Annotated in this window: 15 protein-coding genes; all 15 read right to left on the bottom strand. The window is 43.5% G+C overall.

Annotation, left to right across the window (positions count from 1 at the left end; genetic code table 11):
- Window position 1: 1 nt before the first annotated feature.
- Window positions 2-898 carry a mechanosensitive ion channel family protein gene (locus KS2013_RS05595; protein ID WP_068990927.1) on the bottom strand — a complete coding sequence of 299 codons (897 nt, stop codon included), beginning with the start codon at window positions 896-898 and terminating at the stop codon, window positions 2-4.
- Window positions 899-1010: 112 nt separating this feature from the next.
- On the bottom strand, window positions 1011-3197 hold the full coding sequence (locus tag KS2013_RS05590; protein WP_068990925.1) for a carboxy terminal-processing peptidase: 2187 nt from the start codon (window positions 3195-3197) through the stop codon (window positions 1011-1013).
- A gap of 180 nt (window positions 3198-3377) precedes the next feature.
- Window positions 3378-4556, bottom strand: coding sequence for an acyl-CoA dehydrogenase (locus KS2013_RS05585; protein ID WP_068994423.1), 1179 nt, complete (start codon window positions 4554-4556; stop codon window positions 3378-3380).
- Between the two features lie 175 nt (window positions 4557-4731).
- Complete coding sequence (locus KS2013_RS05580; protein ID WP_068990922.1) at window positions 4732-7200, bottom strand: S8 family serine peptidase; 2469 nt, start codon at window positions 7198-7200, stop codon at window positions 4732-4734.
- A gap of 104 nt (window positions 7201-7304) precedes the next feature.
- Complete coding sequence (locus tag KS2013_RS05575) at window positions 7305-7940, bottom strand: response regulator transcription factor (protein ID WP_068990914.1); 636 nt, start codon at window positions 7938-7940, stop codon at window positions 7305-7307.
- A gap of 5 nt (window positions 7941-7945) precedes the next feature.
- Complete coding sequence (locus KS2013_RS05570) at window positions 7946-8668, bottom strand: sensor histidine kinase (protein WP_068990911.1); 723 nt, start codon at window positions 8666-8668, stop codon at window positions 7946-7948.
- Entirely contained in the window at window positions 8665-12048 is a 3384-nt protein-coding gene (locus tag KS2013_RS05565) for a serine/threonine-protein kinase (protein ID WP_068990908.1), read from the bottom strand. Before KS2013_RS05565 ends, KS2013_RS05570 begins: the two co-directional genes overlap by 4 nt.
- Window positions 12049-12122: 74 nt before the next feature.
- On the bottom strand, window positions 12123-13025 hold the full coding sequence (locus tag KS2013_RS05560; RefSeq protein WP_068990905.1) for an FHA domain-containing protein: 903 nt from the start codon (window positions 13023-13025) through the stop codon (window positions 12123-12125).
- A 16-nt stretch (window positions 13026-13041) separates the two neighbouring features.
- On the bottom strand, window positions 13042-13878 hold the full coding sequence (locus KS2013_RS05555; RefSeq protein ID WP_068990902.1) for a DUF6689 family protein: 837 nt from the start codon (window positions 13876-13878) through the stop codon (window positions 13042-13044).
- Between the two features lie 150 nt (window positions 13879-14028).
- Window positions 14029-16494, bottom strand: coding sequence for a S8 family peptidase (locus tag KS2013_RS05550; protein WP_068994422.1), 2466 nt, complete (start codon window positions 16492-16494; stop codon window positions 14029-14031).
- 169 nt (window positions 16495-16663) lie between these two features.
- Window positions 16664-18724: a S8 family serine peptidase gene (locus KS2013_RS05545; RefSeq protein WP_068990897.1), complete on the bottom strand. Its 2061-nt coding sequence runs from the start codon at window positions 18722-18724 to the stop codon at window positions 16664-16666.
- Window positions 18725-18887: 163 nt separating this feature from the next.
- Window positions 18888-19673, bottom strand: coding sequence for a TatD family hydrolase (locus KS2013_RS05540; protein ID WP_068990895.1), 786 nt, complete (start codon window positions 19671-19673; stop codon window positions 18888-18890).
- A gap of 81 nt (window positions 19674-19754) precedes the next feature.
- Window positions 19755-20105, bottom strand: a complete 351-nt coding sequence (locus KS2013_RS05535; protein ID WP_068990894.1) for a PilZ domain-containing protein — start codon at window positions 20103-20105, stop codon at window positions 19755-19757.
- A gap of 34 nt (window positions 20106-20139) precedes the next feature.
- Entirely contained in the window at window positions 20140-21162 is a 1023-nt protein-coding gene (locus KS2013_RS05530) for a DNA polymerase III subunit delta' C-terminal domain-containing protein (protein WP_083217797.1), read from the bottom strand.
- A complete protein-coding gene (gene tmk, locus KS2013_RS05525; protein ID WP_156768974.1) occupies window positions 21159-21803 on the bottom strand; it encodes a dTMP kinase in 645 nt (214 codons plus the stop codon). The genes KS2013_RS05530 and tmk overlap by 4 nt, the downstream gene beginning before the upstream one ends.
- Window positions 21804-21847 lie beyond the last annotated feature (44 nt).

Raw genomic sequence — 21847 nt, 5'->3', positions numbered from 1 at the left:
ACTAATCACCATCCTTATTGCTTGAATCACCGGGATGACTCAAGGTGACGGGAAAGCCTTTACCTTCAGCAAATTTAAAGTGCAAATCTCTCTGAGGAAAAGCGATAACAATACCAGCTTCTTGAAACTCTTTATTTATTTTAAATCGAATATCGCTTCGTATTGTTCGTAGTTCCCTGACAGCACCGACTTTTGCCCAAAACCACAGCTCAAAAAGTAAAGAGCTGTCTGCAAAATCTTCGAAAATAACCATAGGCTCGGGATCATCAATAACGCTTTCATGTTCCTTCATCACTTTTTCGAGGATTTCTTTAACTTTACTAACGTCACTTCCGTATTCGACACCAACCCTTACTGATGTTCTGATATTAGGATCTACCAGCGTCCAGTTAATCAAGTTTGCCTGTAGCAGACTACTGTTTGGAACAACCATATGAGCGCCATCAATACGCCGAATCATGGTCGAACGATTCCCGACTTCAATAACTCTTCCTAAATGATCTTCAAACTCAATTATGTCATTAATCCGTAATGGACGCTCAGACATTAAGATCCAGCCACTGATAAAGTTATCCATGACAGTCTTTGCTCCAAAGCCGGCGCCAATGGCAACTGCACCGGATATGAAAGCGAAGGCAGTTAGAGGAATATTAAAAAATGACAGTGTGGTAACAGTGATAATTCCCAGGAATACAAAGAAAATAAGCCTCTTGAAGATAACCAGGTTGTCCTCAGCAAGCTTGAATTTAGCTAAAACTTTTTTCGTAATCAGCTTTGCTACGTAGTGACTTAATAAAGCCGCAATGATGACAAATAAAATAGCCAACAGTAGCTGCGACAAGGTGACATCAAAGTTCTCACCTATTGAGAAAATGGGTTTTGAAAGTAGTTCCTGCATGTATCATCCTCGTAAAAAGCACCTCCATCATAGGACAAAGTCATAATATAGACAATAAAAAAGCCTTAACTAACAGCTAGTTAAGGCTTTAATTTTTATCCAAAACGAAGTACTAAAGCTCTTTGCTACCCAGGTTTTCCTCAAAGCGAGCAATGAGCTCAGGTTTTTGTTTGATAGTGATTAAATCCGACAGTATTTTGCCAGCTTCTTTCAATAAAACGTCTGGCTCATCCGCTTTATTTTCTTCCTCTTCGGTTTCTTCGTCCTTATCTTTATCAAGCTGCGCTAAAGGCTCAAGCCCCTGCATTTTACGCTTGATATTTTCTCTTTTTAGACGAAGCTCATCATTTTGCTTTCTTTTAGCCAGTCGCTTCTCATAATTCAATGAAACGATTTTGTTATCACGCTCTAGTTTCGCCCTTTCAACATCATCCACAAAGAAAGCAAACTCTTCGTTCTTTTCCTTGCGCTGTTCATGACGGTATTTTAAATAAGGCAAATAAGTGTCCAGGTTAGCCACTGGATTAAAATCAGCAGTATCGATAGTATCCCAACTTAATGCATTATCGTACGAGCTCTCACCGTACTTTTCATGATCATAAATCGTTGGGAATGTGATATCTGGTGCTACACCTTTATTTTGTGTACTTTCTCCAGTGACACGATAAAATTTCTCAACCGTTAACTTTAAGGCGCCAACATTGATCTCTGGATTACGTAAATATCTATCCAGATCAGCAACACTTTGTACGGTACCCTTACCGAAAGTATTTTCACCAATGACAATACCACGGCCATAATCTTGAATGGCACCAGCAAAAATTTCAGATGCTGAGGCACTTGAACCATTGACCATAACGGCTAGAGGGCCATCATATAAAGTTCCCTTATCCTGATCCTTGAGAATACGTAACTTTCCACCACTATCCTGTCCCTGAACAACCGGACCATGATCAATAAACAGCCCAACGAGATCAACGACCTCGTTTAACGAACCGCCACCATTGTTCCTTAGGTCAATTATCAGCCCATCTATTGATTCTTTCTTTAATTCTTTGATTAATCGAGCTACGTCTTTCGTGGTGCTCGTAATGTCGCCACCTGCATCTTTACTACGGGCAGCAGCTTCAGAATAAAAAGACGGCAACTCTATAACACCTAAGTTATAGTCCTGACCATCCTGTTCTATTTGCATGGTACTGGAATGTGCAGCCTGATCCTCAAGTTTAATTTCTTCGCGAACAATACGAACAACCTTAGGCATTCCATCACCGGCTTCTGTGTAAGGAATAATTTGTAAGCGAACAACTGTACCCGCTTCTCCTCGAATCAGATCAACTACATCATCATTCCTCCAGCCGATAACGTCGATCATGTCGCCTTTATCACCTTGAGCTACGCCGATAATCTTGTCATTTTTATGAATCTGACCTGATTTCTGAGCTGGGCCCTTATTAACCACTGACACAATTTTGGTAAATTGGTCTTCCTGAGTTAACACCGCGCCAATACCCTGGAGTTTGAGACTCATATTGATAGCAAAGTTCTCGAAACGACGAGGTGTGTAATAAGATGTATGGGGATCAACCGCAGAACTGACAGCATTCATGAAGTAACCGAAAACATCTTCGCTGTTTGTCTGAGACAAACGACGAATGGCAGAGCGATAACGTGTTTTTAGTTTATCTTTAATCTCTTCATTCGATTGATCTGCAAGTTTTAAGTTTAGCGCATCATTTTTAACTCGCTTACGCCAAATTTCATTTAACTCTTTTTTATCTTTTGCCCACTCAGCTTCCGTTCTGTCATAAGCATACTCTTCGTTCAAATCAAAGTTCAAAGGCTTATCAAGTTGTTTTAAAGCAAATTGATAGCGCTCACGATAGCGTTGCTCAAAAAGTTCAAAAAACTCATAGGCCACTTCAATCTTACCCGTTCTAAGTGCGTCATCGAATTTGTCTTCATATCCACGCAATAGGTCGATATCAGCCGCATAGAAATAGCTTCTATTCGGATCGAACGCTTTGATGTACTGTCTAAAAGTTTCCTTAGACAGCTCGTCATTAAACTGAGGGTGTGAATAGTGACTTTGTAGAAGTAAGAACGCTACCAGACGCCCTGTCTCTCTGAATTTAGTTTCAGGCTCCATACCCAAACTGGCTGGGGCTGGCAGAGAATAGGCCTCTTCATGAACTTCTGCCTGTACTTTCTTCTGGCTATTATTATTTGCATTATCAGCCACTGCACCGAATGATACTATCAGCGCCAATAAAGCTAAAAACCACTTCTTACTTATCATTGATTAACCTTTGTCGTCTCTAAATCCGTCTTGTAAATAGACTGCTTACTACCTCTAAGGTTGCGTAAATTTAAGTAAAATACAAGCCTTAGTATGTTAAAAAGTGTGATTATGCTTGCTCTAACAGTAAAAAAGGGCCAGCAAAGGCCCTTTCCGTATAAAATTTAAACAGCTTAAACCCTACATAAAAGCCTGTATACCCGTCTGGGCCCGGCCCAGAATTAACGCATGGATATCATGGGTGCCTTCATAAGTATTTACAGCCTCAAGGTTCATCACATGTCGAATAACATGGTACTCATCGCTGATACCGTTACCACCATGCATATCTCTTGCCATACGGGCAATATCCAGTGCTTTGCCACAAGAGTTACGTTTAACTAATGAGATCATTTCAGGCTTAAAGCGCTTCTCATCTATCAAACGCCCCACTCTCAGTGCTCCCTGAAGTCCAAGAGCAATTTCAGTCTGCATATCAGCCAGCTTTTTCTGGAATAACTGAGTAGAGGCCAATGGTTTGGCAAATTGTTTTCTATCAAGACCATACTGACGAGCGGCATGCCAACAGAATTCAGCAGCACCAAGAGCACCCCATGAAATACCGTAACGAGCAACATTCAAGCAGCCGAAAGGACCTTTCAGGCCTTTGATTTCAGGAAACTTATTCTCTTCAGGAACAAAAACGTTATCCATTACGATTTCACCCGTAATAGAGGCTCTTAGCGAGAATTTACCCTCAATTTTGGGTGCCGATAAACCTTCCATCCCCTTTTCAAGAATAAAGCCACGAATATCACCTTCATCATCTTTTGCCCAGACAATAAATACATCGGCAATTGGCGAGTTGGTGATCCACATTTTTGAACCACTTAGAGAATAACCACCCTCTACTTTTTTCGCCCGCGTTTTCATACTGGCTGGGTCCGATCCAGAGTCTGGTTCTGTAAGACCAAAGCAGCCTACCCACTCACCAGTAGCGAGCTTAGGTATAAACTTTTCTTTCTGCGCTTCAGTACCATAGGCATTAATTGGGTGCATAACCAGGCTAGATTGAACTGACAAGGCTGAACGATAACCTGAATCAACTCGCTCAACTTCGCGAGCAACAAGGCCGTAGGCTACATAAGAAGCACCTGCACATCCATATCCATCGATGGTTGATCCCAACAAACCTAGCTCACCCAACTCGTTCATAATCTCACGATGGAAGTGTTCATGACGATTGGCTTCCATCACACGCGGCATCAGCTTATTTTGACAATAGTCGCGTGCCGTATCCCTGATAAGTCTCTCTTCTTCTGTTAGTTGATCATCCAGTAAAAGGATGTCATCCCAGTTTTCTAGTAAGGCTTTTGACATATTCTGTATGGCTCTATTGAAATTGATGATTGGAATATACGCAATATTAGCAAATATCACCAGCAACTCACCACTGGTCTGACGTGAAAGTCACAACAAATAAAAAAGCCAGCTGTCCTTAGCTGGCTTTGGGGTAATAAAAAGTCCGTCCCTGGATAAAGTCTCCCACTGGAGCCTAGTAAGAGGAGAATAAGCGTGTTAACGCGACTGCTGCTCCAGCACGAGTCATAGGTTTACCTGGTTCGAAGTAGGCAGTAATTGTTGGTTCTAAATCGAACGGACCCTGGTTTATTTCGAATCGAGCGTTGATTAGACCTAAATCTAATGCATGTTGCACATAGTGCTTCAGATCCTCAGGAATATTGCCTGCATCAGCAACCATCACCCGTTCGTCACCATAAATAGCTGTGAGGTAACCACTGCTATAGCTAGATTCAACGCCTTCTAACCCCAGAGCTTGTACCAATGAATAAGCTGCAGAAAGCTTCGTTACTGCGCCTTCAGGATTAAAGGTACTATTGCCTGATGTCATCACTGGTGACTGTTGCTGAGCTGTATCTTTTAATGCTGAACCAGTATCTGTTACGGCATTAATTGCAGCAACATTACTGCTGACGTCGATAAATTTTGAATCTGCGGCATCATTTGACTGGCGGATGCCAGCTGCTAAGGTCAAGAAGTCAGCAAATTGAGCACGAGAAATTACAGCATCAGGCGCAAAGCCATCGGCTAATGCATCAACCAGCTGTTCACTAACTGCGTACTCGATAAAAGACTGGGCAGGATGACCTGCAACATCATCAATACCAGTAAATCCATCTACCTGTACAAACTTCACATCCACCGGAATGGTATCTGGTACTGCATAACCATTGGTGACTCCAACAGGATCTAAATCAACACCAGAAACGCCGCCGATACCACTGACGCTAACACTCCAGGTACCTGCTTCACCAGGAGCAGTTACTGCGATATTTTGACCTAGTACTGGCAAGGAAATACTTGAGCCATAGCGTTTGCCTGATGGACTCGTTAATACGATAGCAACAGTGTTGTCACCAACGTTAGAGCGAGCCATAATTAAAGATACATTCTCGTCAACGATAAACGTTTGGCCAGGATTGTCTCCCGCCGGAGCATAGTCCACATCGACTTGAAACTCATCCGCCACAGAGGTGTTAGCGCTGGCATTAAAATCACGATTTAACTTGGTAGTCTGACCAAAGTCCTTAGCTTCATCCAATGCAGCCTGTACTGCGGCATAGGCATTAACATAACCTGCTCCAGCTTCCCATGGCTCAAGGCCTGGCATATTTGTAGCTGTTTCTTGCAGGATACGTTTCACATCACGCCAGTTTAGAGAAGGGTTTGCTTCTAACATCAATGCAACTATGCCTGAAATATGCGGCGCAGACATGGATGTTCCGCTGGATAATGTGTAGTAGGGTACCTGATCTGCAGGTAATACTTCTGCGTCATCTGCTGTACTTAATAATGATGTACTACCCAGAGAAGCTCTAGCAGACACAATATCAACACCCGGTGCCGTAATCGTCGGGCGGTCTACCCACTCAAAAGTTTCACCATCAACCTCAACGGTACCGCCACCGCCTTTCACACCACGTGAACTGAAATCAGCTAAGTTTCCAGCTTTATCCCCTGCGGCAACAGTCACAACCCATGGAGCCTTTTTGAAGTTACCTGTAATTGTCGCTTCACCGCTACCAGAGTTACCTGCTGAGAACACAACAATTACGCCATTGTCACTAAGCTTCTTGGTCAGGATATTAGTCGGGTGGTCAGGATTAAAGTCTGTGCCAGTATCGCCTGTACTACCAAAAGAGTTAGAAATAACTCGAATGTTGTACTCGAACTGGTGAGTTAGCGCGTAATCGAATCCACCAAGGGTATCCAAAATAAAAAGGCCTGCGCCAGATCCATAACCAATGATATCAGCTCCGGGTGCAACACCTTCCTGCTCACCACTCGACATACTGCCGTTGCCGCCAATAGTTCCTGCAACGTGAGTACCATGACCACCCGCTAAATCCGTATTTGCAACATCTTCCTGATAAGTAATCGGTAACATGGTATCGATAGAGTTTAGGTTTGTCTGTGCTAAGACATTTTGCACAACGTGGTTTGGATACTTCAGATCTGAGTGAGTGCCATCTACACCAGAATCGTTAACCACGACGCCAATACCTTTACCTGATACAGGAACACCATTCAATCGGATTGACTGATCAGCACGCAGTCGATCAACACCAGTAAGTTGCGTAGCTTCTTTGTTATCATAGGTAAGTTCGGAGTTATGCCAAACTGAACGAACATCGTCACGAGCATAAATAGACTCAATTTGTTGTTTTGTTGCAACCGTTCCTATCATAGGAACATTTTGCAGCATAACGCCTCTATTGATGCCTAAGCTTTCTAGAGCATTAATTTGAACTTCACTCGCTGGACCATCGCCTTCAAAGGTAATAATTACCTCAAACTGCTCTGAGTCTAAAGCGTTTGGTAAAGTCTCTGATAGATGAGGACCTAAGGACTTTGCCGATAAGCCAAAAGATGAAAGACCTATGCCAGCCGCAAGCAATGCGCCCTGCACAGGTTTTGATTTAAAAAAGGATTGTGTTTTCATATTTGCCACCCATTTGGAAATTTCATCAAAAAGGATGACATGTAGGACAATTATATTGAATTAGGGAAAACCCCTAGTCAGATTGGAAACGATCCCCAGCTTTTTTATAGCAGCAACTTATGCTGAGCGGCATATTTAACTAACTCAGCAGAGTTAGACACCCCTAACTTTTCCAGTACCTTACCCCGGTGGTTCTCAGCCGTCTTTACACTGATATCCAGAACCCGGGCTATTTCCTTGGTTGTTTTCCCGTCAACTACCAGGTGAAAGACCTCTCTTTCGCGCTTGGTTAGATTCTTGTAGGGGTCGCTCCACTCTTCTGGCTGTGAGTACTGATTTGCTAATACCTGCGCTGCATATTGGCTGAAATAACTTTTCCCTGAGGCAAGGGCTTTTACTGCCTGAATGAGTTCCTCACTGGCACTATCTTTCAATAAATAGCCTGAAGCACCCGCTCTGACCATGTGAATGACGTATTCTTCTTCTTCATGCATGGTGAGAACAAGAACTTTACATTGAGGCAATTTTTGGTGAATTCTTTTTACAACCTCCATCCCGTTGAGTTCGGGCATACTAATATCTATAACTGCTATTTGTGGGGATAACTCCTGGGCCTTCTCAAGAGCCTCCAGCCCATTTGCTGCCTCACCAACTACAACGCACTCATCATCTTTCTCAAGAATGCTAACCAAACCTTGTCGCAAAATTGTATGATCATCAGCAATAAGTACTCGAATCATTCTCGCTACCCCATTAACAACATTTTTACTTCAGTTCCTTTGCCAACTGATGAATCAATCATCAACTGACCGCCAAAAGCAGCCACTCTGTCCTGCATGGCAGATAGACCGAACCCATCTGGTCCCAGTGCTTTTTCTTTATCCATCCCAATCCCATCATCAATAATCTTTACCAGTAAAATAGTAGATTGTGATGCAACTTCAACTTTAATATTATTGGCCTTTGCATGTTTTATTGCATTAGTTAAAGCTTCCTGCACAATTCTGAAAACCAGGGTCTGAGTTTCTTCATCCAACTCTTGCTGCATTGTCATTTCCAGTTCAATGCTTAAGTTTTCCTGTTCCTGCATAATCCGTCGTAGCCACTTCAAAGCAGCCTCAAGGCCAAGATCATCAAGAATTCTGGGACGCATCAAACGAGAGATTTTGCGGGTATCATGCAAAGCCTGTCTGGCAAGATCTAAACTTTCTTTTAGGGATTGCTGTAACCGTTCATCCTTTTCGTCTTTAAGCGTCTGTTCGACCTGGTTGATCAATGCGGTTAATAGCTGCCCGACACCATCATGTAGCTCTCTGGCGATGTGTTTACGTTCATCTTCCTGTACTTTCCATACACGCTTAGCCAAGCTACGCATTTGCGTGTTACCTGCCACTAAGCTTTCAGCGAGCTGACTCTGCTTCATACTTAGAGCATTCAACATTTCAGTAATATCATCATTACCTGTCATAGCAGTTTCTCCATAAAATCGTCTGGAAATATGTAACGTCCATGCAATGAAATCAGATTTTTTTGCTGCTCTTCGGGCAACTCTTCTAATAATTCTTTAAACTTTGATACAGCCAATTGGCCATACTCTTGTGCTTTAACATCATCTGAGGTTAATTGGTAATAGTTACTTATAATGCGTTCAGAAATAAAGTCGCTCCAGTGAGAACCAAGTGATTTGCGTAACTCACGCAGCTGATTCACGCTTACTTCCAGTTTTTTATAATCGTTTATTTTTATGTAGTAGATTGCTTTTAGCTGGAGATACTCTAATAAAGCAAACTGATGAAGTGCTAAATCATAACTTTCAATTGCAGCCACTAGATCATTAAACTCAGCTTTGCTGACATCACTCGTGAACAAAGCTTTTTCCAGTTTAAATAATAACAATTTTAATGAAGCTTTCGAGGTTAAACCATCAGCATCTGGAAGATCACTTTCATCCAGACTCACGCTTTCACCTTGATAGAGTTTCAACTTGGATTTTAAAACATGAAATATCATCTGCTGAGATCGATTATGCTCTTTGCTTAGCAACGGCTCAAGCAGCTGAAGCAACCTACTTGCCTCAGAATAATTACCAGAAATAATATTCCAATCGGCTAGCCAGATTCCGAACTCTATTTGGCCTCTAATATCATCTCTCTCACTAAGCGTAGCCTTGATTTCCTTAAGCTTTTCAAGGGGAGCTTCAAAATTCCCTTTGAGTAACGCTAATTTAGCCAAATAGGCTTCTGCCACAACTCTTTCTTCGAACAAGCTTAATGACTCAGACTTTTCTTTGGCCTGAGAAAATATTTGAAACGCAGATTGCCAGTCACCTTTTCTTAAACTTAACTGCCCTACATTTTCATTCACACGAACGACACCAACAGGGTCTTTAACCTTTTCATAATAATTTTTCGCCTGTTCCCAATAAATCGTTGCATGTTCTTCATCTGACAGCAAAAAATAAATATAAGCCACGTTATTTAAGCTTTCAGCTTTTAGCCAGTCATCATCCAGCTTCATCCTTATGCTTAGGGATGCCCTAAAATGCTCCAGGGCTTTTTTATACTGGCCTTGTTCCTCGGCTATGACTCCCAGTTCGTTAAACAAATCTGCCTGTTTTAAAGCGTCATTGCGAGGCTTGTTAACTTCAATAGCTTGGTATAGATTTTGTTCAGCTTTGTCATACTGTCCCTTAACCGCATAAATTGATGCCAAGTTAGATAAACTTGTAACGATACCTCTGCTATCACCTACAGACTGCCTGACCTCCAGTCCCTGTTGGTAATAGTCCAAAGACAAATCAAGCTCACCTAGACGGTGATAAGCGACACCAAAAGCATTCAGTACATCGCCCCTGAGCTGTTCATTTTTTAATTTTTTTGCTGTGACCAGAGCTTTAACCAGGTAGTCATCAACAGCTTTTTCCGTCTGTCCTTTCCAAATGGCTACCTTCGACAACTCATACCATGCGACTGGATGATTTTGATCTTCCTCGACAATATGCTTGAGCTCTATCTCAGCTTTATCCAGTTGCTCCAAATTAATATATAGCTGGGCTAATTCAAACCGGATATCATCTCTCTTGGGTAAACGCTCTAGAATCGTTTCATACACAGTTGAAGCGGACTCTAAATCACCAGCTATAAGGAATTGCTCTATGGTAGATTTTTGGTGGATAAGTTGATTGGGCGCAGTAAGCTCCTTAACTTTTTTAAATGCCTCACCAGCCTCTTGTTCCTCTCCACTTTTTAACAACACTTCACCTAATAGAAAGTGAGCCTGGGCAAATTCAGGGTAATTATTAATTAAGCTTTCTAGCTGTTTCTTGGCGCGTGCGAGCTTACCATCCTTTATCAACACCTCAAGCTCAGACCATTTTTGTATCGATAAGCCCTCAGGCATTAACAACTGATCGGTGATGTTGGACAAACTGAAAAAGGTATTGAGGGATTCCGTTAGCTGTTTGAGTTCCTTAGAAAACTCCTGTTCAGAGGACTGGAGTTCAAGCAGCTGGGTTCTACTAATATTATTACCAGTAACTTCTACTACTTCGGCCTTCAGTCGATACTTATTAGGTCCTATGAGAATAATAGAAGTATCGAGAAAAACCGGAGTCTGCAATAGTTCGCTGAGAGTAACAAACTTTTGGTCGCTTAAATCCCGAGAGTACCCAAGCAGATCCATTGTTCGCTTGGTTCTGGCTGTACCGACTACTCGTAGATCAGGAGCTTGAGAAAGCTCTTGAGATAAAACTGATGGTAGGCCCTGAGTAAGCCAGAGTTGATTTGACATGGCTTCAGTTTTAAAAGGCAAGATAGCTAAGCCCTGCTTAGCCATTTGCTTTTGTTCGGCAGAAACTGAAAGCCTTGTATCTTCTTTCTGTAATAAATAAAAACTGCCAATAATAACTACAGAAAATATAGCTGCTAAACTCAGATAGCCATAACTTATCCTGTTGCGCTTTGGCGTTTCGTTGACTAATTGCGCAATTCTTTCCGACAGGCTTGCCAGGCTTTGGGGTCTTCTTTTTGGCTCCGCTGCCAGGCAGCTTGAAACTAATGACGATAATTCAGAACCGGCAGCTTTTTTTGGTAACCCATTAAAGGTTTCACGCTTCTTTTCTTGTAGAAGATCGTTGATAGTAGAACTGGAAAACGGAGTATGACCCGTGATTAACTCATAAAGTATCACTCCTACAGAATAAGTATCCGTAGTTTTATTTATCTGGCCAAGCTCTAAATATTCGGGACTTGCATATACGGGTGTTCCGTGAATACTCTCTTCCTCGGTATCGCTCAGTGCTGAGGCGACACCAAAGTCAGCAACATAAACTCGTTCTTCATTATCAACTAAAATATTTTCAGGCTTTAAATCGCAATGACTAATACCTTTTTGTTCAGTTACAAGAAGAGCATCTAAAACCTGCTGCATATAACCCAGGGCTTTTTTAACAGGGAATCCTGTTGACTGAGAGTTAATCAAATCAGTCAGGCTTTTACCGTCAATCCAGTCCATGGTAATGAAATGAGTCTCTTCATCCTGATAATACTCATGGACACGAACGATATTTTGATGGGATAACTGTCTAAGGATCAGGATTTCATTTTTGAAGCTCTGAATTGCCTGTTCATTTAGTAAATGCTGATGTAAGACCTTTATAGCGACAAAAGAATCAAGTTGTCGGTCTTTGGCTTTGTAGACACACCCATAACGGCCGCAACCCTGCTTTGAGAGTATTTCGAAACGACCAATTAGCAAAGTGCCTGGGTTTAAAGTATGAAGCTCTCTTAAAACCTGTGTCTCTTTTAGAGAATTAGACTTAGTCTTAGGATCTAAGTCATTATGACCCATCTATCTGCTCTCCCTAGGCTTAGTGCCACTGCTAGGCTCTAGTCTTATGACAACCGCTTATACAATTATGGTTTCTAATGAACCGCGAGAGGTACTTGCGATTTTAGAATCTGTTTTTTCGCAAGTACTTGTTCCGGCATATCATCTAATATAGCAGATATTTTATTTTGTAAAACAATAGCTTCTGAATTTATTTTGATCTGTTTTGCAATCAGGTTGAGAATTTCGAGATCTAACTCGGTAAGAACTTTGTTAGCCTCATGACTGTCAACGTACACCACACCAATAAGGTTGTTATCGGTTATAAGTGGGATACATGCCAGAGCCGCAATTTTTTTTCGTTGGATACTCTCTCTGCTTGATAAGTGTTTATCGAGCTGCGTATCCATAGCTATAACCGGAGCGCTTTGGCTAAGCGCCCTTCTCATAGCACCGACACTACCTTCAAACGACTTGTTATTAAAGTCGTCTTCAGACATACCCTTTACAGCACAGACCGAAAGTGACTCTGGTTTAGTTCCTAACATAACCAGACCTCTTTGAGTGCCAGTTAAATTAAGCAAAGAAAACAGTTGCTCATCCAAAGCTTTGGATAATGATTGCTGGGCAATCTTATTAAAAGACTTTCGAGATTGCTCAACTCTCCACTGATTGTGAGCATTGATGGCTTCAATCTGCTCAGCTGTTTTCACCTCAAATAAACAATCGATTTCACCGACAGTAATTATATCGTTAGCTCTCAGTGCGACATCGGTTACTTTTTTACCATTGACTCTTAGGCCGTTGGCACTGAGGCTATCATGCACCTGCCACACACCCTGATGTTGATCGAGAGTTGCATGTTGTCGAGAAACACTGGGATGGCTTAGAACGACATCACAACCTTGGCTACGACCTAGCTTATATAGAGAGTCATCAAATAAAAAACTCTCCATCGCTGGCTGTTCAGGATAACAGGCGGTTATTCTGGCTGGCATAACAACATTACCTATTCTAGTTAACGAGGCGTAAACTAAAGCGTAAGGTATTGGCAAGCGCTATTAGCTCACCAGCAACATTATCGACATCACGACTTGAACGCCATACATCTGGAATCTTAGTTCCACGATTTTGTTCAACCGTACGGCTGAACTCATCAACCTTATTACTTGCTAAAACATAATCCTGCTGTTGAATCAGTTGCTGAATATCAGCAAGCTGGGCATTAAGGTCGTTGTAGACGATAGGGTCAATTTGCGTTGAAAATGCAGTTAGTTCATTACTCAAACGAGTAAATTTCGTATTAACTACGGCAATAGGCAGTCGCAGATCCGCAACAATTATAAATTGTGAGAATTTTCCCGTAGTACCACGTGCTCGGTAACTTCCAGAGCCCATAGTCGCAGTAATATCCTTAAACTCACCGCCTAAAGGCGCCTTGAAGAATCTCAAAGGAGTACCAGCTGTATATTCAAGGTTATGAGTATGGATATCCACGGTTGCTAGTCCAGAGAAAGAAAAGCCTCCGGACGAAGGTGGCTCTACAGTAATCATCATCGGAAAGGCTGATAAAAGATTTATGTTCAAATTATCAGGTAAGCGATCGAGTAAAGCCAGGTCTGTAATATCTACCAATTCAGCGGTAATACCGACATTATCAGCAGTCAGACCGACAGTGTTTTCAAAAGTTAGGGTAAAATCAGCTTCAACGTTCCCTGTGAGGTTGATCACCGCTTCAACTTTATTGCCATGAACAGTAATATCAACAGGTTGGGCTAAACTATTAAAGCTATAGATTAAACCAAAAAGTGTGATTATAACTGCAAAAATGCGCTTATTTAAAGCTGACATAACGTAAGACCTCGCAGTGTGAGAGCAAAAAATAATACTAATGCTTCAGTGTATATCAAAATACTTATATTTATCCGTTAAAGCAAGATTGCTTTGCAAAATTGTGCGAAAAGGAAGATTTTTGCTCCTTTTCGCACCATTTCTCAGCGCTTATTGATAGTAAGCATCGTACGTTCTACCGATTAACACGGCATACTCAGCTCGAGTAACAGAGCTTTCAGGCTCAAAGTAAGCTACCAATGTAGGCTCAAGGTCAAATGGGCCCTGCTCTATCTCATAGCGTACACCGACTATAGACAGGTCCAGCGCTAATTGAACATAGCCTTTTAACTCTTCAGGGATACTATCTTGATCACGAACCACAATGCTCTGACCCTGATAGTCTACAGTGATGTCACCTGAGAATGCCTGTGCTTCACTTTCTAGACCAAGAGACTGAACTAATGAGTAAGCCAGTTCAGCACGACTAACGTTTGCATTAGGGTTAAACTTATCACCCTCAGTCATCATGACCGGTTGCTGCTCTTGAACTCTATCTTTTAGAGCACCGCCAGGAGCTGCCGCTGACTCGGCAAATGCTGCCGCTTCGATACCAACGTCACTAAAGCTAACAACAGGCTCGTTCAACAGATCACGGTGTTGACGTACTGCTGCGCCCATTACAAGATACTGAGCCAGTTCTTTACGCTTAAGCGCTCTGTCTGGACGGAAGAACTTGTCATTAAAGCTATCAACCAGACGTTCGCTCGTCGCATACTGAATAGCCGCTTCAGCAGGATGACCACCAATATCGTCCAGACCTTCATAGCCACCTGATTTGAAGATACTGATCTCGCCGCTGATAGACTCAGGCAGACCCGGACCATTGGTTGTGCCCGTTGGATCCGCCTCGACGCCAGATAATGACGTTAAGCCGTATGCTGATAATTTCCAGGTACCAACCTGAGCCGGAGCTGATACGCGCATGCTAGTGGTTAATACTGGCAGAGTTAGATTACCAAAGTACTCTGTGCCGTCCGGAGCTTCCAGTCTTAACTTTACGGTATTCGCCAGTGACTCAGCAGATGCAGAAATCCAGACATCGTCAGGACCCACTTCAAACTCATAAACATCTGGCTCGCCTGCTGGCGCATATAGAACCTCAAAAGGCTCAGGATTATCATCAGCGATTACAATGGCGTTACCGTTGAATGTATTAAGATTATTCACTGTCGCTTTATGCTCAGGGTTGTAACCCAAAGCAGCGGCTACTGCAGCGTATGCATTAACATAACCTGCTCCTACTTCCCATTTTTCATAACCGGGCATGTTTGTTGCCGTTTCCTGCAGTATGCGCTTGGTTTCTAAAGGCGTTAGATTTGGGTTGGCTTCTAACATCATGGCTATAATACCTGCCACGTGTGGCGTAGCCATTGATGTGCCTGAAATCATTGTGTAATAAGGCACATACTCGGTTTCGATGGCTTCTAAATCAGCATCGCCACCATTAGAAGTCAGGTTTGTCGTAGCACGAGTAGAGATAATATCAACGCCAGGCGCGACGATAGATACTTCATTGCTGTAAGTCCACTGAGTGCCGTCCGGCATAGTGAAGTCACCCGTTTCATCACGTTTACCACGCGAAGAAAAGTCGATTAATGTGCCCTGCTTTGTACCAGCTCCCACCGACAAGCCCCAAGGGATTTGCGCGTATGGATTGTGAGTGTCTTCGCCCGGTCCAGAGTTACCTGCTGCAAATACAGAAATAAGACCCAGTTTATAAGCTTTGTAAGACGCTACGGAGATAGGGCCGTTTGGTTCATATTTACCACTTGAACCCCATGAGTTACTCATCACTCGAATAGGAGAATTGAACTCAAACAAATGAGTCAGGGCGTAATCGTAACCGCCCAGTGCATCCAGAATAGAAAGACCTGCGCCCGAACCATAACCAACCAGTTCAGCACCAGGAGCCGCACCTTTGTATTTACCATCAGAGTTAGTACCCCAGCCTGCAACCGTACCGGCACAGTGAGTACCATGACCGACGTTTAAATCGGTATTTAACTGACCTTCAATCCAGGCACCGCTAAATCCTGTAACCGATAAAGCTTGTGCGTGAGTTAAAGCCTGTACGTTTTCCACAACTTTTGTGCCGTATTCAAGATCGGCGTGCGTAGCATCAATACCGGAATCATTGACCATGACCGTTACGCCGTTACCAGTAAAAGTCATGCCGTTACGTTGTCTAAACTCGGTTGTCTGAAGCTTTTCAGCGCCTGTAAGCTCGCGAGCTTCAGCGTTGTAATATTCCAGTTCTCGGTTAGCAAATACGGAGCGTACGCCATCCATCTGACTGATTTGCTCGATTTGGGCTGGTGAAGCAACAACGCCCACAATAGGCAAAGACTTGAATTGAACACCTTGGCTAATGCCAAGGTTCAATAAGCTTTGAAGTTGTTCAGTATTAACTGCGTCCAACTGATCGTAAGTCACCACAGCCATGGTGCTATCAGTCAGACTCATGGTATTTAGTTGCTGCTCCAGCTCAGAGCCGATTACAGCTTCTGCCGCAGCATTTAAACTAAAACCAGCAAGTGCCGCTGAAAGGGCTAGCTTCTTTAGTTTCATATTCATTACCTGTCTCCGAAATTCAATCATTTTCATGTGCCCTTTCATTCCAAGTCATTTATGACTTGATTACTACCGGGGCAAACACTCAAAAAAGCTAAGGGAAATCCCCTAGCTCTTTGAGTTTTGAATAGGTTGGCCCCATTTTTAGGGGCCGGTATTGTCGTGCTATATGCTATTCAACCAAGCTGGATACAGTCGCATCGATTTGGAAGTTAGTCACAACACTTGCGTATCCATTCACACGCAATACATAATCGCCTGCCTGTTCTGGCGCGTAAGAAAGAACCTCCGGATTACTCAGGCTTGCGCTGCTGGCTACCTGCTCTCCCGCAGAGTTCAATAGTTCGAAGTCAAGGTCAGCCACACCTTCCCAGGTCAGGCTCGCCTCGATCAGTACTGCGTCGGCACTTACTGAGATTGGGAAGTCCTGGAACTCCAGGTTCTCTGCTGATGGCCCCATGGTGCCCTCGAACATGAAGTTTTCAGTGGTGATGCTCAAGCCATTATCGATCAGCTGGCCATCAACCTTGACTGCGTCAAGATTAATTTCACCTTCTAGATGTTTTAGCTGTACCGTGTGTACCGCATTGGCTTCAAGACCTCTTACGGCGAAAGCACGCGCTTCTTCACTCGTAGAGTAAAAGTCAACAACACCCTTGTTCTCACCATCGACGAACAATTCAGCTCGACCACCGCGATTATTGGCGACATAAAGTAACTGCAAGTTTTCGCCGATAATATCGAAGGTTGCTGTAGAGCCTGATTTACGGGCTTTGATGAAATCACCTTCTACGCCTACATCAGAAGTTCTGGTTTGCCATTTACCAATGTAATCAATCTTAGCGTCAGACTGGTTAGCATCATTCCAGAAGCCCTGACTAGACCATTCCGTTTGACCACTCATAAATTCAGAGCGAGCACCTACGGTGTTTCGAGCCATCTCAACAGCGGTTTTAACGTTGATGTAACCCCCGCCGACTTCGTGGAATTTATAGCCCGGCATTTCATCAGCACTGTCTCGGATAATGTCTTCAACCTGGTCTGGTGAAAGGTTTGGGTTAACTTCCAGCAACAGCGAAGCCACACCGGCAACGAATGGCGTCGCCATCGAAGTACCGCTCATGCTGGCGTAGTAAACGTAGTAGTCAGGGTTTTCTTCATCAATAATTGGACCCAGTGCAGGAAGAGGAGTATTCAACGCACGTGTTGAAACAATGCCATCACCCGGAGCTACGATGTCAACGAACTTGAAGGTATCGCCTTCAACGCCGCGGCTTGAAAAGTCAGTTAACCCTTTTTCAGGGTTACCAGCACCAACATTGATTACCCAGGGAGCGATTGCATATGGGTTAATAGTGTCGTCAGATGGACCATCATTACCCGCAGCAAACGTCACAATCATGCCTTTCTGATAGGCGTCATAAGATGCCTGGTTGATTGGGTTGTTTGGATCGAATGCACCACCACCAGAAGCGCCCCAGCTGTTAGTAATAATGTCGATACCCAAACGGTCTCTATTACCGATAGCGTAATCGAAGCCACCAATAGCGAATAAAATTGAAATCGCTTCACCTGCACCTAAACCAACAAGCTTCGCGTCTGGAGCAATACCATCATGATAGTTAGCACGACGAGAATCATCAGCAGACATCACGCCAGTACCTGCAACAGTACCTGCTACGTGAGAGCCGTGACCTGAGCTGGTATCAGTATTAATCACGCCTTCGAGATAATAGTTGCTGCCAGTAGCCAGGTCTAAATCACCAAGAATTTTGACGTTCTCGATAGTCTTAGAACCAAACTCCAGATCAGGGTGAGAACCATCCACACCAGAATCCAGCACAGCAACAGTAACCCCCTGTCCTGTCACTCCTTCTACATCATGAACATAGTGACCGCCGGTGATTTCACCTGAAGTGTAGTTATAGTATTTAAGCGGCTTATCGTAATAGATACTTTTCACTCGAGAATCTTTGGCAAGACTTTCGATCTGAAGTTTATTCAGCGTAGTACCAGCCATCGGCAGTTCTTTCATGGCGATATAAGGACTCGCCACCTGCAACATAACGGAGTTCAAATCTTCTTTGTTGTGAGTAGTAACAATAACCTTTTGGCTATCCAGCAATGTTGGTAACATTGCTTCCAGCTCTGGACCGATTATTGCATCAGCCTGCGCCCCACCCGCTAAAGCCGTAAGTACACAAGCAGAAAGTAATTTATATTGAGTTTTCATAGTCTGACCCTGTCGTTATTTATTTAACAACCTCACTATGAAAAGAATTGGTATAAATTGAAACGGGGGAAAACCCCTAGGAGCACCTGACCTTTTTACCTAGATATAACCCAAGCCTTCATTGGCGGCTTTAGATCTTACTTATAAAAAATCCGAACCACCTTTAAATCTTAGACTTCGAAAATAAGTCCTGATAGTTTTTCGCAGTTATCTGGCAAAGCTCGTCGTAGCTGAGACCATGCAGGTCTGCGACAAACTGTCCGACATTTTTGACAAAGGCTGGCTGGTTGGATTTACCTCGGTGAGGTACTGGGGCAAGGTATGGGGAATCCGTTTCGATAAGCAGTCTGTCTAACGGTATTTTACGGCAGGTTTCGCGTAACTCTTCTGCATTCTTGAACGTGACGATTCCAGAAAAAGATACATAAAAGCCAAGTTCCATTGCTTCTTCTGCCATCTCAAGACTTTCCGTAAAGCAGTGCAGTACGCCGCCGCACTTTTGTGCGTTTTCTTCTTTAAGAATATTTAAGGTATCTTCGCGTGCGTCACGCGTGTGGACGATTATCGGTAAACCCACTTCGTTAGCAGCGCGGATATGCTTGCGGAAGCTATCCTGCTGTAATTTATGGTTTTCAGGATCTTTATGATAGAAATAATCCAGCCCGGTTTCGCCAATGGCGACCACTTCCGAGTGCTTGGAGTTTTCGATTAATGCGTCGATATCGGTGTCTTTTACGCCATCGTAAAGCGGGTGCACGCCAACGGAACAGGATATGTCGTCATGCTGCTGGGCGATGGTAAGAACGTCATTAAACTTATCCAGTGTAATGCATACACAGAGCATGTGTTTTACGCCGTTTTCTCGGGCGTTATCCAGTGCCCCTTCGAGTTTTCCATCGAACGGTTCTAAATCAAGACGGTCCAGGTGACAGTGCGAATCAATCAACATAACAAATAGGTAATATTACTGAATGGAAAGCGAGTCGTAGATTAACACGACTCGGTAGAAAATTATACGAAAAGGCTTATTTTACATGGTGTGTGTCGGCTTATCCGACTCAAGACGTCCGGCAAGAATCGTCTCTATTTTATGGCGCGCCTTACCTTTGTCCTGATCACTGAACTGAATTCCGATACCAGCACGACGGTTACCCTGGGCACCGATAGGGGTTACCCAAACTACTTTGCCCGCAATAGGAAGCTTTTCTGGCTCATCTACCAGAGCTAATAGCATGAAAACCTCATCCCCTAAGTCATACTGTTTATTCGTTTGTATAAAGAGACCACCGTTAACCACAAAAGGCATATAAGCCGAATATAGATCGTCTTTATCCTCAACATGGATTGTCAGTATGCCAGGGCCGGTTCGTTCAATTCGCATTGATGGTTCCTTCGATAATAAGTAAAACTTTAGGTTAGCTCTCTAATTTTTTGTATTTTATAGCAATTTGAGCGCTGTATATTAAAAAACTTTGCCAAGAAGCCATTAGATTAGCTGGACTTTTCAGCTTAATCAACCGTTGGATCTCAATTATTTTATTCAATAGTAGCATCACACCCTTGGCGCTGACAGTAGAAGCAATCATCTCTATGGCTTCGTATTGTTGCTTTAGCTGGATATCGTCTTTGGTCGCCGACTGCTGCAATAGCAGGACATCATGAAACATCAGCTGACACCAGAAAATGCAGTTCTCCAGCTCATCTTTCCAACGATCGGCAATTTCCATCGGCGTTTGCTTAGCGGTAATGACTTCAGCATAGTCGAAAATAAACTCACCACTTTTGAAGGCTTCGCCATTTTCCACAAAAGCTTCCACTTTGTAAGGTGCTGTTGGGAATAGCTGTATGGCGGTCTCCATCTCCTGCGAAAAGAAGTCATGGCGCTGCTTTAGCCATTCTCGGGTCATACTGACGTCAGCAACCCCGACTTTCAATATCTGGGCACGGCTTTTAATGGTCGCCGGTACGCCCTGTAACTGATCCGCCTGGAGCAGTAGAAGCGTATTACTCTGAGGCTCTTCCAGCGTTTTCAGCAAGGCATTAAAGGAGCTCTCGTTGAGGGCATGGATATTGGTAATGTTCGCCAATTTCCAGCCCGCCTGATGCGATGACTCCTGCATGTGCTGAATCAGCTCGCGAACCTGACTGATGGCGATCTGGGTCTTGCCTTCTTCGATCTCCAGCAAATGATAGTCTGGATGGCTACCCGCTTCAAACAGCTGACAGCCTTTGCATTGACCACAATAACCCTGTGTTTTATCAGCCGCATTACAAAGCATCCACTGAGCTATGAACTGACAAAAGTCTTCCCGTCCGACGCCCTCTTCACCGAGCACCAGGATGGAGTGAGGCAGATGCCCCTGTTCCAGCTGTCGTGACAAATGGTGAAACGGTTCTTGCTGCCAGGGAGTGAGCGGTGATTCTTCAAACAAACTCATGCTGATTGAACCTTTTGATAAAACGAGATTAATGACTGTTCAATATGTTTTTGCACTACTTCTACCGAGCCACTGGCATCGATGACCTTCATCCTATCCGGTTCTGCCTGTGCGATCTTAAGATAGCCTTCTCGGACCTTATTAAAAAAGTCGACCTTTTCCTGCTCAAACCGATCCACCGGGCCGCGCTTTTTGGCACGTTCCAGACCTACTTCCGTCGTCAGATCCAATAAAAGCGTCAGATCAGGTTTAAACCCTTTCAGGCACCAGTCTTCGAGCTCTTTTAGTTTATCAAAGCCGAGTCCACGGCCAGCACCCTGATACGCATAGCTGGCATCAGTAAATCGATCACAAAGAACCCAGACGCCCTGCTCCAGAGCCGGTTTAATCTTCTGATAAACATGCTGACATCGGGCAGCAAACATCAGCAATAACTCTGTATGGCTATCGACAGTCTCTTCTCTGTTGCTCAGTAACAACTCTCGAATCTCTTCGGCGAATGGCGTACCACCAGGCTCACGAGTATGGATAACTTTATGCCCCTTGGCTTCAAGCCACTGTTTAACAAAGGCCATATTGGTGGATTTACCCACACCTTCGGTGCCCTCTACTGTGATAAATTGACCACGTTTATCCAAAATCTTTAATCACTATTTATATTTTGTTTTGCGTCATGATACTTGAA

This window comes from Kangiella sediminilitoris (assembly GCF_001708405.1).
GTDB classification, from domain to species: Bacteria; Pseudomonadota; Gammaproteobacteria; order Enterobacterales; family Kangiellaceae; genus Kangiella; species Kangiella sediminilitoris.
The sequence above is the reverse complement of the archived record's forward strand: the minus strand, read 5'-3'. Positions and strand labels throughout refer to the sequence as shown.